The following is a 14,372-nucleotide window of genomic DNA, read 5'->3' as shown; positions in this document are numbered from 1 at the left end:
GCCTTCAGTGCGGCCTCAGAGCGCTTGCGTGCGGGTGTCGAGCCACGCCCGCGCGTCGCCCGACACGTGCGGCGAGACGCGCGCGCGAACCATCGCGTGATACGCGTTCAGCCACGCGCGCTCGTCCTCGCGCAGCAGCGACACCTCGATGCAGCGCGTATCGATCGGGCACAGCGTGAGGGTCTCGAACTCGAGGAAATCGCCGAAGCCCGTGCTCGCCGCCGCGCGATTCAGCACCAGATTCTCGATGCGCACGCCCCATTGTCCGGGGCGGTAGATGCCCGGCTCGACGGACGTGATCATCCCCGCCTCCATCGCCGTCCACGGCTCGGCCGGCGCATAGTGCGAGATCACCTGCGGACCTTCGTGCACGTTCAGGAAGTAGCCGACGCCGTGGCCGGTCCCATGACCGTAGTCGACGCCCGCCTCCCAGATCGGCGCGCGGGCAATCGCGTCGAGCATCGGCGAGCGGATGCCGCGCGGAAACCGCGCGCGCGAGAGCGCCATCATTCCCTTCAGCACCAGCGTGCAGTCGCGCCGCTGAGCGTCGCCGAGACGCCCCACCGGCACCACCCGCGTGATGTCGGTGGTGCCGCCCAGATACTGCGCGCCGGAATCGATCAGCAGCAGGCCATCGCCTTCGATCACCGCGTGCGACTCCGGGGTCGCGCGATAGTGCGGCATCGCGCCGTTCGCGTTGAAGCCGGCGATCGTCGCGAAGCTGAGCGACACGAAGTCCGGCCGGCGCATGCGGGCAGCGCTCAGCCGGGCGTCGATGGTCAGCTCGGTGATCGTCTCGCGGCCGAGCGCCTGCTCGAACCACGCGAAGAATTCGGCGAGCGCCGCGCCGTCCTGCTCCATCGTCGCGCGCACGTGCGCGGCGTCGGCTTCGCTCTTGCGCGACTTCAGCAGCGTCGACGGATTGACCGCCTCGACGATCGTCACCGCCGACGGCACCGACTGCAGCAGCCCGAACGTGACCCGGCGCGGATCGACGAGCAGCGTCGCGCCGCCCGGCAGCGCCGTCAGCGCGGCGGCGGCGCCCGCATAGGGCTCGACGCGCACGCCGTCGCGCGCGAGCGCATCGGCGAGCGGACCGGGCACCTTGCCTTCGGCGACGAACAGCGACACACCGTGCGGCCCGATCAGCGCATGCGCGACGAACACCGGGTTGTAGCTGACGTCGGCGCCGCGCAGGTTCAGCAGCCATGCGAGGTCGTCGAGCGTCGACACGAAATGCCATTGCGCGCCTTTGTCCTGCATCGCGCGGCGGACCGCGGCGAGTTTGTCGGCGCGCGTCACGCCCGCGTACGACACCGCGTGCTCGAACACCGGCTCGGCGGGCAGCGACGGCCGGTCCGGCCAGAGACCGTCGAGCAGATCGAGGTCGGTGCGCAGCCGCACGCCGCGCGGCTCGAGCGCCTGGGTGAGCGCGCGCGCGGCGGCCACGCCGAGCACCGCGCCGTCGACCCCGACGCTCGCCCCGGCGGGCACGTTCTGCGCAAGCCAGTCGAAGTGCGGCAGCGATTGCTGGCCGCCGAGCATTTTCATCAGTTGGACCCCGGTGCCGGCGAGTTGCGCCTCGGCCTGCTCCCAGTAGCGGCTGTCGGTCCAGACCCCGGCGAAAGCGTCGGTCACGACCAGCGTGCCCGCCGATCCGGTAAAGCCGGACAGCCATTGGCGCGCCTGCCAGCGGCCCGGCAGATACTCGGACAGATGCGGGTCGGCGGACGGCGCGAGCCAGGCCGCGAGACCTTCGCGTTTCATCGCGTCGCGCAGCCGCGCGATCCGCTCGGGGATGGACGAAGTCTCGGGACGACGGGCATTCATGGGATTCACCTGCAAGGATTCATCGACGGGAAAACAGGCCGACCGCCCCGGCAACGGCAAGCAGCGCAACAGCGGTGCACACCGGCCATTCGAGCGTGTCGCCATCGTGGAACAGGCCGGTCACGTCGCCGGCCATGCGCGCGAGCGCCGCGCCCAGCAGGCCGGCCAGCACCGCGACGACGAGCCCGGCGCGGCCCGGCCGGCGCAGCGGATGCAGCCACCAGCCGGCCGCACCGATAACCACGCCGAGCCACAGGATGCCGGGCCAGCCCATCAGCGGCCACCTTCTGCAATTTTCAGACTGCTCTCATGGGTAATACGCCCCCGGACCGATAGCATTCTTGTCTCTCTAACTATACAAATCAGCATGGCACTTGCCGCATAGCGGTCGAGTTTAGGGGCCGGTGTCATATTTAGGCAAGCTGTAAGCTGGCCGCCTGCCCGCCAGGCTGAAGCGCCCAAGCCAAGATGCGAATTGCCCTCATCGAGCCCGACTCGCGGCATGCGGAACTGGTCGCCCGGCTTCTGTTCGCGGGCGGCCATGTCTGCCAGCACTTCACGGCCAGCGCGGCGTTCCTCGACAGCGCGTCCGAACATTTCTTCGACCTCCTCGTCACCGAACGCTGGGCCGGCGACCGTCCCGGCGAAGACGTCATTGCGCGCGCGCGCAGCATCCTGCCGAGCGTGCCGGTCATCATGCTGCTGCCCGAGCCGCGCGAGAGCGAAATCGTCGCCGCGCTGCATGCCGGCGCCGACGACTGCCTGCCGAAACCCGTGCGCGGGCCGGAAATGCTCGCGCGCGTCGATGCGCTGCTGCGCCGCGCCGGCATCCGCCGCCCGCCGAACCGCCGGCGCGACCGGTTCGGCGACTATGTGTTCGATGCCGCTGCCAGCACGGTCACGTTCCACGACCGGATCGTCACGCTCACCCCGAAGGAATTCCGCTTCGCGCTGCTGCTGTTCAACAACCTGTCGCGGCCGGTGTCGCGCGCGCACATCCTCGAAGCGGTCTGGACGCGCAGGCGCGACGTAAGGTCGCGCACCCTCGATACCCATGCGTCGCGCGTGCGCACCAAGCTGCAGCTGCGGCCCGAGCACGGCTTCAGCCTCGCGCCCCTGTACGGCTACGGCTACCAGCTCGACGTGGTGCCCGCCGAGTCGCCGGCCGCCCCGTGAGGCGGCGCGCACAATGCGCCAGAACAAATAGCGCCGATGCGCGGGACGGAATGTGGGATTCCCCGAATCGCTATAATATGGGCCTAAATCATTGCCCCACCTATGCAGCTTTTAACGATCGGAATCAACCACCACACCGCGCCTGTCGCTCTGCGCGAACGCGTGGCGTTTCCGCTCGAACAGATCAAGCCTGCACTCGACGCGCTCAGGCAGGGGTGGCCCGGAAACGCGTCGGCCCGCACCACGTCTGAAGCGGCGATCCTCTCCACCTGCAACCGCACCGAACTCTACTGCGTCACGGAAGACCTCGCCGCCCGCGATGCCGCGCTCGATTGGCTGTCGCGCTATCACGGGGTCCCGGTCGGCGACCTCGCGCCGCACGTGTATGCGCTGCCGCAGTCCGATGCGGTACGCCATGCATTCAGGGTCGCATCGGGGCTCGATTCGATGGTGCTCGGCGAAACGCAAATCGTCGGACAAATGAAGGACGCGGTGCGCACGGCCTCCGAAGCCGGCGCGCTCGGCACCTATCTGAACCAGTTGTTCCAGCGCACGTTCGCGGTCGCGAAGGAAGTGCGCAGCAGCACCGAAATCGGTGCGCAATCGGTGTCGATGGCGGCGGCAGCCGTGCGGCTCGCCCAGCGCATCTTCGACAAGGTGGCGAACCAGCGCGTGCTGTTCATCGGCGCGGGCGAAATGATCGAACTGTGCGCCGCGCACTTCGCCGCGCAGCAGCCGCGCGAACTGGTCATCGCGAACCGCACCGCCGAGCGCGGCGCGCAGCTGGCCGCGCGCTTCGGGGGCAACGCGATCCCGCTCGCGGAATTGCCGGCGCGCATGCACGAGTTCGACATCATCGTGTCGTGCACCGCGTCCACGCTGCCGATCATCGGCCTGGGCGCGGCCGAGCGCGCGGTCAAGGCGCGCCGCCACCGGCCCATCTTCATGGTCGACCTCGCCGTGCCGCGCGACATCGAGCCGGAAGTCGGCCAGCTGGAAGACGTGTTCCTGTACACGGTCGACGACCTCGGCGCGATCGTCCGCGAAGGCAATGCGTCGCGCCAGGCGGCGGTCGCGCAGGCGGAAACGATCATCGAAGCCCGCGTGCAGAATTTCATGGCGTGGCTCGATGCGCGCAGTATCGTGCCGGTGATCCGCCACATGCATACCCAGGCCGACGCGCTGCGCCGCGCGGAGGTCGAACGCGCGCAGCGGATGCTCGCGCGCGGCGAAGATCCGGCCGCGGTGATCGAAGCGCTGTCGCAGGCGCTGACCAACAAGCTGATCCACGGGCCGACCCACGCGCTGAACCGGGCGAGCAGCGAAAACCGCGAAAAGCTCATCGAACTGATGGGCGGGTTCTACAAGCACAACAGCCACCCCGGTTCTTCGGAACATTAGCGGCGCTGCCGCTTCGGCCCGCCATGCCGCGCTGCGGCCCGGCCGGCGTCACCGTCCTGGGCGCGTGCCCGTCCATCTTCCCCGTTAGCCGTCCTTTCCGGAGTCCGCTCCGCCAGTCCCATGAAAACGAGCATGCAAAGCAAGCTCGACCAGCTCACTACCCGGCTGGCCGAACTGAACGACCTGTTGAGCCGCGAGGACGTGACGTCGAATCTCGACCAGTACCGCAAGCTGACGCGCGAGCACGCCGAGCTGCAGCCGGTGGTCGAGCATTACGCGCAGTGGCGTCAGACGAGCACGGATGCGGCGACCGCGCAGGAATTGCTGTCCGATCCGTCGATGCGCGAATTCGCCGAGGAAGAAATCCGCGCGGCGCGCGAGCGGATGGAACGGCTCGGCGTCGAACTCCAGCGGATGCTGCTGCCCAGGGATCCCAACGACGAGCGCAACATCTTCCTCGAAATCCGCGCCGGCACCGGCGGCGACGAATCGGCGCTGTTCGCGGGCGACCTGCTGCGCATGTATTTGCGCTATGCGGAACGCAATCGCTGGCAGGTCGAGATGATGTCGGCGAGCGAGTCGGACCTCGGCGGCTACAAGGAAGTGATCGTGCGGATCGCCGGCGACGCGGCCTATTCGAAGCTCAAGTTCGAGTCGGGCGGACACCGCGTGCAGCGCGTCCCCGCCACCGAAACCCAGGGGCGCATCCACACGTCGGCCTGCACCGTCGCGGTGATGCCCGAGGCGGACGAAATCGGCGAGGTCGAGATCAATCCGGCCGATCTGCGCATCGATACGTTTCGCGCGTCCGGCGCGGGAGGCCAGCACATCAACAAGACCGATTCGGCGGTGCGCGTCACGCATATTCCGACCGGCATCGTCGTCGAATGCCAGGACGACCGCTCGCAGCACAAGAACAAGGATCGTGCGCTGAAGGTGCTCGCCGCGCGCATCAAGGACAAGCAGTACCACGAGCAGCACGCGAAGGAGGCCGCCACCCGCAAGAGCCTGATCGGCTCCGGCGACCGCTCGGAGCGCATCCGCACGTACAACTTCCCGCAAGGCCGGCTCACCGATCACCGGATCAACCTGACGCTGTACCGGCTCGAAGCGATCATGGACGGCGATCTCGACGAACTGATCGCCGCGCTCGTGAGCGAACATCAGGCCGAGCTGCTCGCGTCGCTCGGCGACGCCGAGTGAGCGCGCCCACCGGCCCGGACGCCGCGACGACCGCCGCCGCCCTGCTGCGCGCGTCGCCGCTGCCGCCGCTCGAAGCGCGCATCCTGCTTGCGCACGCGCTCGGCTGGCGCCGCACCGAACTGATCACGCGCGCCGACGCGCCGCTCGACGGCGCGCAGATCGCGCGCTATCGCGCGCTCGAAGCGCGCCGCGTCGCAGGCGAACCGGTCGCGCAACTGGTCGGCGTGCGCGAGTTCTACGGGCTCGAATTCGACGTCACGCCCGACGTGCTGATCCCGCGCCCGGAAACCGAACTGCTGGTCGAAGCCGCGCTTGCCGCACTCGACGGACGCGCACGACCCGCGGTGCTGGACCTCGGCACCGGCAGCGGCGCGATCGCGATCGCGATCGCCGCCACGCGCCCCGATGCGCAGGTATGGGCGCTCGACCGCTCGACCGGCGCGCTGGCCGTCGCCGCACGCAACGCCGCGCGGCTGCTCGACGCGGCACGCCCGGGCGGCCCGCTCCACTGCGTGCCGGGCGACTGGTACGCCGGCCTCGACCCGGCCCTGCGCTTCGATCTGATCGTCAGCAATCCGCCCTACATCGCAAGCGGGGACCCGCATCTGGCCGAGGGCGACCTGCGCTTCGAGCCGCGCGGCGCGCTCACCGACGAGGCAGATGGCCTGAGCGCGCTGCGAGCGATCGTGGCCGGCGCGCCGGCCCGTCTTGCCGACCGCGGCGCGCAGCTCTGGCTCGAACACGGCTACGATCAGGCCGGCGCCGTGCGCGCGCTGCTCGCCGCGCAGGGCTTTGACGCGGTGCGCTCGCTGCACGACCTCGCCGGCATCGAACGGGCGAGCGGCGGCGTCTGGACGCCGCACGCATGACGCCGCGCCCGCGCACGGTCAGCCCGGCGCAACGAAATCCGCTATCATTTCGCTCTATCCCGATCACATTTCCCGCACCGCAAGGCCAGTCCATGGACACGCAACAACGTATCAAGCAAATCGTCGACGAAAACGCCGTCGTCCTCTTCATGAAGGGCAACGCGCAGTTCCCGATGTGCGGCTTCTCGGGCCGCGCCGTGCAGATCCTGAAGGCATGCGGCGTCGACACGTTCAAGACCGTCAACGTGCTCGAAGACGAAGCGATCCGCCAGGGCATCAAGGAATTCTCGAACTGGCCGACCATTCCGCAGCTTTACGTGAAGGGCGAATTCATCGGCGGCTCGGACATCATGATGGAGATGTACCAGAACGGCGAACTGCAGCAACTGTTCACCGCAGCCTGATTCCGCGCGGGTCCGTCCCCGGCGCCGCCCGCCATGCAAGCGTCCCCTGCGGCACCGCGCCGGCTGATCGTCGCGATCACCGGCGCCACCGGCGCAATCTACGGCATACGGATTCTCGAGATCCTGCGCCGCATCGGCGGCGTCGAGTCTCATCTGCTCGTCTCCAGCGCCGGCTGGCTGAATATCCAGCACGAACTGCATCTGCACAAGGACGAGGTTCACGCGCTCGCCGACGTTGTCCATTCCGTGCGCGATGTCGGCGCAAGCATCGCGTCCGGCTCGTTTTCGACCGACGGCATGATCGTCGCGCCCTGCTCGATGAAAACGCTCGCGAGCATTGCGCACGGCCTGTCGGACAATCTGATCGCGCGCGCCGCCGACGTGACGCTCAAGGAACGCCGCCGCCTCGTGCTGATGGTGCGCGAAACGCCGTTCAATCTGGCCCACCTGCGCAACATGACCGCCGTCACCGAGATGGGCGGGGTGATCTTTCCGCCGCTGCCGGCGTTTTACAGCCAGCCGGCATCGATTGACGAGATGGTCGATCACACGAGCGCGCGCGTGCTCGACCTGTTCGCGCTCGGCCCCGCGCTTGCGCCCGCGTGGCCGGGGCTGCGTGACGCACCGACCGGTCCGTCATCCTGAGCGGCGTGCCGAGCGGCCGTCATTCACAACGTTCGCGACGCAATCAAATCTCGGCTGGCCCGTTTATCAAGCGGCAGTTGGCCTCTATAGTGAGGACAATCCAACCGAATGATGCCGCCGATGCGGCATGCTGCTGCCATGAACCGTTTGCCGTCGCTGTTCCTCTCTCACGGCGCGCCGACGCTGCCGATCGATCCGTCGATGCCGTCCGCCCGGTTCGGTGCGTTGTCGGCGAGTCTGCCGCGCCCCGACGCGATCCTGATCCTGTCGGCCCACTGGGGCTCCGCGCAGCCGCTCGCGAGTACCGCTGCGCAGCCGGAGACAATCCACGATTTCTACGGTTTCCCGCGCGAGCTCTATGAAATCCGCTATCCCGCGCCGGGTGCGCCCGACGTCGCGCGCCGCGCCGCCGCGCTGCTCGGCGACGCCGGCCTGCCCGCCGGCACCCAACCACACGGACTCGACCACGGCGCCTGGGTGCCGCTGCTGCTGATGTTCCCGGCCGCGGACATCCCCGTCGCACAACTGTCGATCCAGCCGCACCTCGACGCCGCGCATCACTACCGGGTAGGGCGCGCGCTGCGGCCGCTGCGCGAACAGGGCGTGATGGTGATCGGCTCGGGGCAGATTACACACAACCTGCGCGCCGCCGACTTCTCCGCGCGCCCGGAGGATGCCGACCCGCGCGTGACGCAGTTCACCGGCTGGTTCGAAGAGAAGCTCGCTGCGCACGACACCGACGCGCTGCTCGACTATCGTCGCGCGGCCCCGCATGCGCAACTGATGCATCCGACCGACGAACATCTGCTGCCGGTATTCGCGGCGCTCGGCGCCGCGGACGACGATTACGCGCTCGCGATCCAGTCGCTCGGTACGTTCCAGAAATCGCTGGCGATGACGAACTACATTTTCGGCAGCGCGTGACGCCCGTCGGCAGTGCGTTTCCGGTGACCGCAAAAAAGCCCGCCTGACTCGCTCAGGCGGGCTTTCAGGCATTCACCTCGGCGCCGGCCGGTGCCGCGCGCCGCCGACGCAAACCGGGCGCGCGATCAGTGCGCGCCGATGCCTTCGAGCACTTCGTCGTGATCCTTTCGCTCATCCAGATACGGGCTGCGATAGCCGGAGTGCACGCCCCAGTAGTAGAACCCGAGCGCGACCACGATCACCACGCCCATATCCCACCCGTACGGCAGCACGCCGCGCCCGCCGAACTGCGTGCTGCCGATCAGCGAGAGCACCGCCATCACCGGCAGATACGCCACCAGCCACCACGCCGCCTTCAGGTCCCTGCCCCACCCCGCAAACCCCGACTTCGCCTGGAAGTAGAAGTACACCGGCAGCGCCACGACCATCAGCAGGATGATCTCCCCCGTCAGCGGCCACTTCGCCCAGTACAGCACCAGCGACGCGCACACGAACGCAAACGGCGCGATCACCTTCATCCCCGCAATGCGCAGCGGCCGCTCCAGGTCCGTCGCCGCCCGCCGCAGCGACATCAGGCTGATCGGCCCCGTCAGGTACGAGATCACCGTCGCCACCGAAATCACCGCCGCCAGCGAACTCCACCCCCGGAAGAAAAACAGGAAAATGAACGACACCAGCAGGTTGAACCACATCGCCTGGCGCGGCACCCCGTACAGCGGATGCACCGCGCCGAAAATCTTCGGCATCGTGTGGTTGCGCTCCATCGCGTAGATCATCCGCGTGGTCGTCGCCATGTACGTCGTGCCCGTGCCGCTCGGGCTCACGAACGCATCCACGTACAGCAGGAACGCCAGCCAGTTCAGGTTCAGCGCCAGCGCCAGCTCCGCAAACGGCGACTTGAAGTTGAAGTGGCTCCACCCCTTCGCCACCTCCGCCGGATTCACCGCCCCCAGATACGCCACCTGCAGCAGCACGTAGATCACCAGCGCCAGCAGGATCGAGCCGATCACCGCAACCGGCACGCTGCGCGCCGGATTGCGCGCCTCCCCCGCCAGGTTCACCGGACTCTGGAACCCGTTGAACGCAAACACGATCCCGCTCGTCGCCACCGCCGTGAACACCGCCGACCACCCGTACGGCGCAAAGCTCGACGCGTCGCCGAAGTTCTCGTGATGAAAACCCGCCGACATCAGCCCCGCGATCGTCGCCGCCGGAATCACGAACTTGAACACCGTGATCGTCGTGTTCGCCCGCGCAAACAGCTTCACCCCCCAGTAGTTCAGCAGGAAGTACACGATCACCAGCAGCGCCGAGAGCAGCAGCCCGTGCGTCGTCAGCGACCCGTCGACGAACAGCGCATGCGCCCACGGATACGGCCACGTGCTCATGTACTGGATCGACGCCTCCGCCTCGATCGGAATCACCGACACGATCGCAATCCAGTTCGCCCACGCGCTGACGAACCCCACCAGCGCCCCGTGCGAGTAGCGCGCGTAACGCACCATCCCGCCCGACTCCGGGAACATCGCCCCCAGCTCCGCATACGTCAGCGCGATCGCCAGGATCACCACCGCCCCGATCATCCACGCACAGATCGCCGCCGGACCCGCAATCTTCGCCGCCTTCCATGCACCGAACAGCCAGCCCGACCCGATGATCGAACCCAGCCCGGTCAGCATCAGCGCGAACGGGCCAATGTTTCGTTGTATAGAACTCTTCACATCCTCTCCTGTATCAAAAACATGTCGCACCGCCTTGCATTGCTTTTGACGCTGGAGACGGATGACGGCCATGCATGAGCGCGGGTTGCCCTCTAAACGAGGTGCAACCCGAGCGCGGCGCGTAGTTTACCGGTTGCACCGACGGATTGCAGTGAAACTAGGGTTATCCCTGGATGAAAAGTCGATTCAGCACGAATTTTAAGAATTCTCTTACATAAGCCTACAAAAACCTTGTAAGAAATGCGCTTAGCTGTTGACCTTCTCTCAAAATGGCCGTATAAAGGAGGAGCAGGATTTCAAGCGGCGCGTGAAGTGGTCTTTCGTAGGTCGCCCCTCAACGGTACTCCGGTTGTTCCATTACCCCCTTCCTTGATTTTCATGCACACCTTGGGTTCAAGCCTCGCGGGCTTGGCCTTGTTTACTCTCTTTAGGAAAATGTAATATGGAAACCGGTACCGTCAAGTGGTTCAACGACGCGAAGGGCTTTGGCTTCATCACTCCGGACGGCGGCGGCGAAGATCTGTTCGCGCACTTCTCGGAAATTCGCGTTGAAGGCTTCAAGACGCTGCAAGAAAACCAGAAGGTGACGTTCGACGTGAAGACGGGCCCGAAGGGCAAGCAAGCGGCGAACATCAAGCCGGCGTAAGCGCCGTCTTCTGGACGCAAAAAACCTCGCTTCGGCGAGGTTTTTTTTATGGCTGCGGCGCGTTCTTAACCGAACAGGCGCCGCGCGTGGATCCCCAGACCGGTCGCGACGCTGGCAAGACGATCGCCGAACACTGGACGCGCCTGAGGAAACGCCGCCGCGAGTGCGGAAGACAGGAACGCGAGCCCCGTCGAGCCGCCGGTGAAGTAGACCGCGTTCACGTCGCGTGGCGCGACGCCGGCCGCCTGCACGGTATCGCGCGCGGCCTGCACGATGCGCCGCATGTCCTCCTGCCCCGCCTCGACGAGTTGCGCCTCGTCAAACGCCAGCCGCAGGCTCTCCTCGACCTGTTCGAGATCGATCATCGTCTCGCCGCCGGCCGCCACGCCGATCTTCGCTTCCTCGGCCCGCGCGGCGAGCGCATGGCCGAAACGCTGCTCGACCACCCGCATCAGGCGGTCGTGATGCCGCGGCTCGGTGTACAGATGCCGCATCAGCGCGAGTTCGCCGACGCGCTTCGGCCCGTAGACGGTGTTGATCAGGTGCCACGTCGCGAGGTCGAAGTAGACCCGGTTCGGCACCTCGCGCCCCTCGGGATCCAGTGCCCGGTAGCCCAGTTCGCGCAGGATCGTCGCGAGTTCGACGCGGCGGTCGAAATCGGTCCCTGCCACGTGCACGCCGTGGTGCGCGAGCACGTCGTCCTTGCGTTCGAGCCGCGCCATCCGCTGCGGCCCGACGCGCACCAGCGAAAAGTCGGACGTACCGCCGCCGATGTCGGCAACCAGCACCAGCTCCTCGGCGCTCAGGTGCGATTCGTAATCGAACGCCGCGGCGATCGGCTCGTACTGGAAGTGAATCTCGCGCAGGCCGACGCTGCGCGCGGCCGCCTCGAGCTGCTGCTGCGCGAGCAGGTCGGCGCGCGGATCGTCGTCGACGAAGAACACCGGCCGGCCGAGCACCGCGCGGCCGATGGGCGAGCCGGTACAGGCCTGCGCACACCGCTTCAGGTAATCGACGAACAGCGCGATCACGTCCATGTAGCGGATCGCGCTGCCGTCGCCGAGATCGGTCGAATGTTCGGCGAGCGGGGAACCGAGGATGCTCTTCATCGAGCGCATCAGCCGGCCGTCGAAGCCGTCGATGTACGCCTCGAGCGCGGCGCGCCCGTACTCGCGGGTATTTTCGTCGGTGTTGAAAAAGACGGCGGTAGGCAGCGTCGTGTAGCTATCCTCGACCGGCGCGAGCCGTAGCGCGTTGCCGTCCGGCACCGCAACGGCCGAATTCGACGTGCCGAAATCTATCGCGCAATAGGTCATGGCTGGAATCCGCCGCTTTGGGCGGATACTCGCGGAGAAAGGAGCCGGTTTTTATCACAAAAAGGCCACGCAGAGCAACTGTCCATGTGGCCTGCCCGGCGGCGCATGCCGTCCGGCGCGGCGCCCGGGGGAGGGCCGGCACGCCCGGCGGCGGCCAGCCGCGCGGCGCCGGATGCCGGCGCGCACGTGATCCTCGTATTATCGGCTCGGCCTGCGAGGCGTCAAAACGGCTTTTTCCACGCGCCGCGGTACACGACCTCGCCGAGCGGCTGTCGCGCGCGCGCCGATTTTTCGCGCTCGCGCAGCACCGGGTCGAGCTTTTCGGCGTCCCCGTAATGGCCGAGCGCGATCATCGCGATCACTTCGACATCGTCGGGAATCTTGAACGTTTCGCGGAATGCGTTGACGTCGAAGCCGCTCATCTGGTGCGCGGCGAGGCCGAGCGCGTGCGCCTGCAGCACCAGCGCCATCGCCGCCGCGCCCGCATCGTAGGGCGCGCAGCGGTTCACCTCGCCCTTGCTGTTGAGCGTCTGCGTGGTGACTGCGATCAGCACCGGCACCGGCGCGTTCCAGCCCTGATTGAACGGCACGAGCGTCGCGAAGGCGCGCTTGAACGACGCTTCGTCCTCGTGGCGGTCGAACACGACGAAGCGCCACGGCTGCGCGTTGTACGACGAAGGCGCCCAGCGCGCCGCCTCGAGCACGGCGTGCAGCTGCTCCCGGCTGACCGGCGTGTTGGCGTACGCGCGCGGGCTCCAGCGGCCGGCGATCAGTTCGTGGATGGAGACTTCGGTGGCGGCGGGTTTATGGGTCATGCGCTTCTCTCGCTGAGGTTCATGATCGGCGGGCTGCGCCCGGGCCCCATAGCATACCCGCGCTGCGCCGCGCGTGCTGCACCGCGCACCGCATCGCGTCCGCTCAGGCCGGCTGCGGCGCCGCTCGCCGCGTGCCGCGATTGATGCGCAGCACGATCACCGATGCGACAAGGCACAGGCCGCCCGCCACCATCGACGCGAGCGTATAGGTGCCGAGGTCCGCGCGCAGCAGGCCTGCGCCGAAGGCGGCGAACGCGGCGCCGAGCTGATGGCCCGCCACCACCCAGCCGAACACGACCGGCGCGGCCTCCTTGCCGAACACGTCGGTTGCGAGGCGCACGGTCGGGGGCACGGTAGCGATCCAGTCCAGACCGTAAAACACGGCGAACAGCGGCAACCCGTAGAAATCGATGCCGAACGCATGCGGCAAATACATCAGCGACAGTCCGCGCAACCCGTAATACCAGAACAGCAGTACGCGGCTGCTGAAGCGATCCGACAGCCAGCCGGACATCGTCGTGCCGAACAGGTCGAATACGCCCATGGCCGCGAGCAGCGATGCGCCCTGCACTTCGCTCAGGCCATAATCGCCGCACATCGCGATCAGGTGCGTGCCGATATAGCCATTCGTACTCGCGCCGCAGATGAAGAAGCTGAAAAAGAGCAGCCAGAAATCGCGCTTTCGGACCGCCATCGCCAGCGTGCCGAATGCGATGGCGAGCGGGTTCTGCTTCGACGCCGCGCCGTCCAGCGGCGCGTCGGCGGGCGCGCCGAACGGGCGCAGCGCGAGATCCGCCGGGCGCTCGGGCAGCAGCAGCGCGACCAGCGGCAGCACGACCACGGCTGCGCCGGCCACCACCCAGACCACGGGACGCCAGCCATGATGCTCGGCGATAGCGGCGAGCATCGGCAGGAACACCAGTTGCCCCGTCGCGGAGCTGGCGGTCAGGATGCCCATCACGAGGCCGCGCCGCGTGACGAACCAGCGGTTCACGACCGTCGCCGACAGCGTCAGCGCCGCCACGCCGGTCGCGCTGCCCACCATCACGCCCCAGGTGAGGATCATCTGCCACGGGTGCCTCATCAGCGACGACAGCGCGACGCCCGCCGCCATGGTCGCCAGCGCGACGAGCACCGTCGGGCGCACGCCGAAGCGCTGCATCGCGGCGGCCGCGAACGGCCCGGTCAAGCCATACAGCGCGATATTCACCGAAATCGCCAGCGAGATCGTCGCGCGGCTCCAGCCGAATTCGTGCTCGAGCGGCACCATCATCACGCTCGGCGTCGCGCGCGTGCCCGCGGAGGCCAGCAGCACGAGAAACACCACCGCGACGGCAAACCAGCCGTAATGGAAGCGCCCGCCGATCAGTTTCGCTACCCGGTTCATCCGGCCTCCTGGCGCGCGCCGCCGATCGCGCCGCG

At 67.6% G+C, this 14,372-nt stretch carries 14 protein-coding genes; 8 read left to right on the top strand and 6 right to left on the bottom strand.

What is annotated here, in order from left to right:
- Positions 1-15: 15 nt before the first annotated feature.
- On the bottom strand, positions 16-1,830 hold the full coding sequence (locus AC3AP7_RS00740; RefSeq protein ID WP_475766592.1) for an aminopeptidase P family protein: 1,815 nt from the start codon (positions 1,828-1,830) through the stop codon (positions 16-18).
- A 19-nt stretch (positions 1,831-1,849) separates the two neighbouring features.
- Entirely contained in the window at positions 1,850-2,104 is a 255-nt protein-coding gene (locus AC3AP7_RS00735) for a hypothetical protein (protein ID WP_475766593.1), read from the bottom strand.
- A 194-nt stretch (positions 2,105-2,298) separates the two neighbouring features.
- Here AC3AP7_RS00735 and AC3AP7_RS00730 point away from each other — a divergent pair, with 194 nt between their 5' ends.
- The 7 genes from AC3AP7_RS00730 to AC3AP7_RS00700 all read left to right on the top strand — a co-directional run bounded on the left by AC3AP7_RS00730 (position 2,299) and on the right by AC3AP7_RS00700 (position 8,452).
- Positions 2,299-3,006 carry a response regulator transcription factor gene (locus AC3AP7_RS00730; protein ID WP_475766595.1) on the top strand — a complete coding sequence of 236 codons (708 nt, stop codon included), beginning with the start codon at positions 2,299-2,301 and terminating at the stop codon, positions 3,004-3,006.
- 102 nt (positions 3,007-3,108) lie between these two features.
- On the top strand, positions 3,109-4,407 hold the full coding sequence (gene hemA / locus AC3AP7_RS00725) for a glutamyl-tRNA reductase (RefSeq protein WP_475766597.1): 1,299 nt from the start codon (positions 3,109-3,111) through the stop codon (positions 4,405-4,407).
- A 120-nt stretch (positions 4,408-4,527) separates the two neighbouring features.
- Positions 4,528-5,610 carry a peptide chain release factor 1 gene (gene prfA, locus AC3AP7_RS00720; protein WP_475766599.1) on the top strand — a complete coding sequence of 361 codons (1,083 nt, stop codon included), beginning with the start codon at positions 4,528-4,530 and terminating at the stop codon, positions 5,608-5,610.
- Positions 5,607-6,479, top strand: a complete 873-nt coding sequence (gene prmC / locus AC3AP7_RS00715) for a peptide chain release factor N(5)-glutamine methyltransferase (protein WP_475766601.1) — start codon at positions 5,607-5,609, stop codon at positions 6,477-6,479. The genes prfA and prmC overlap by 4 nt, the downstream gene beginning before the upstream one ends.
- Positions 6,480-6,571: 92 nt before the next feature.
- Positions 6,572-6,883 carry a Grx4 family monothiol glutaredoxin gene (gene grxD / locus AC3AP7_RS00710; RefSeq protein ID WP_475766603.1) on the top strand — a complete coding sequence of 104 codons (312 nt, stop codon included), beginning with the start codon at positions 6,572-6,574 and terminating at the stop codon, positions 6,881-6,883.
- Between the two features lie 33 nt (positions 6,884-6,916).
- On the top strand, positions 6,917-7,528 hold the full coding sequence (locus AC3AP7_RS00705; protein ID WP_475766605.1) for a UbiX family flavin prenyltransferase: 612 nt from the start codon (positions 6,917-6,919) through the stop codon (positions 7,526-7,528).
- Positions 7,529-7,666: 138 nt separating this feature from the next.
- Complete coding sequence (locus tag AC3AP7_RS00700; protein WP_475766607.1) at positions 7,667-8,452, top strand: DODA-type extradiol aromatic ring-opening family dioxygenase; 786 nt, start codon at positions 7,667-7,669, stop codon at positions 8,450-8,452.
- Positions 8,453-8,577: 125 nt separating this feature from the next.
- On the opposite strand, the gene AC3AP7_RS00695 is transcribed toward AC3AP7_RS00700, so the two are convergent.
- Positions 8,578-10,173: an APC family permease gene (locus tag AC3AP7_RS00695; RefSeq protein ID WP_475766609.1), complete on the bottom strand. Its 1,596-nt coding sequence runs from the start codon at positions 10,171-10,173 to the stop codon at positions 8,578-8,580.
- Positions 10,174-10,615: 442 nt separating this feature from the next.
- Here AC3AP7_RS00695 and AC3AP7_RS00690 point away from each other — a divergent pair, with 442 nt between their 5' ends.
- Positions 10,616-10,819: a cold-shock protein gene (locus AC3AP7_RS00690; protein WP_475766611.1), complete on the top strand. Its 204-nt coding sequence runs from the start codon at positions 10,616-10,618 to the stop codon at positions 10,817-10,819.
- Positions 10,820-10,884: 65 nt separating this feature from the next.
- Here AC3AP7_RS00690 and AC3AP7_RS00685 read toward each other — a convergent pair whose 3' ends face one another.
- The 3 genes from AC3AP7_RS00685 to AC3AP7_RS00675 form a co-directional block, all read right to left on the bottom strand.
- Positions 10,885-12,135, bottom strand: a complete 1,251-nt coding sequence (locus AC3AP7_RS00685) for an Hsp70 family protein (RefSeq protein WP_475766613.1) — start codon at positions 12,133-12,135, stop codon at positions 10,885-10,887.
- 221 nt (positions 12,136-12,356) lie between these two features.
- Positions 12,357-12,950 (bottom strand): nitroreductase family protein, encoded by a 594-nt coding sequence (locus tag AC3AP7_RS00680; RefSeq protein WP_475766615.1) that lies wholly within the window; start codon positions 12,948-12,950, stop codon positions 12,357-12,359.
- Positions 12,951-13,053: 103 nt separating this feature from the next.
- Positions 13,054-14,337 carry an MFS transporter gene (locus tag AC3AP7_RS00675; protein WP_475766617.1) on the bottom strand — a complete coding sequence of 428 codons (1,284 nt, stop codon included), beginning with the start codon at positions 14,335-14,337 and terminating at the stop codon, positions 13,054-13,056.
- Positions 14,338-14,372: the final 35 nt, after the last annotated feature.

The organism is Paraburkholderia sp. PAMB 6770 (assembly GCF_057748135.1).
The sequence above is the reverse complement of the archived record's forward strand: the minus strand, read 5'-3'. Positions and strand labels throughout refer to the sequence as shown.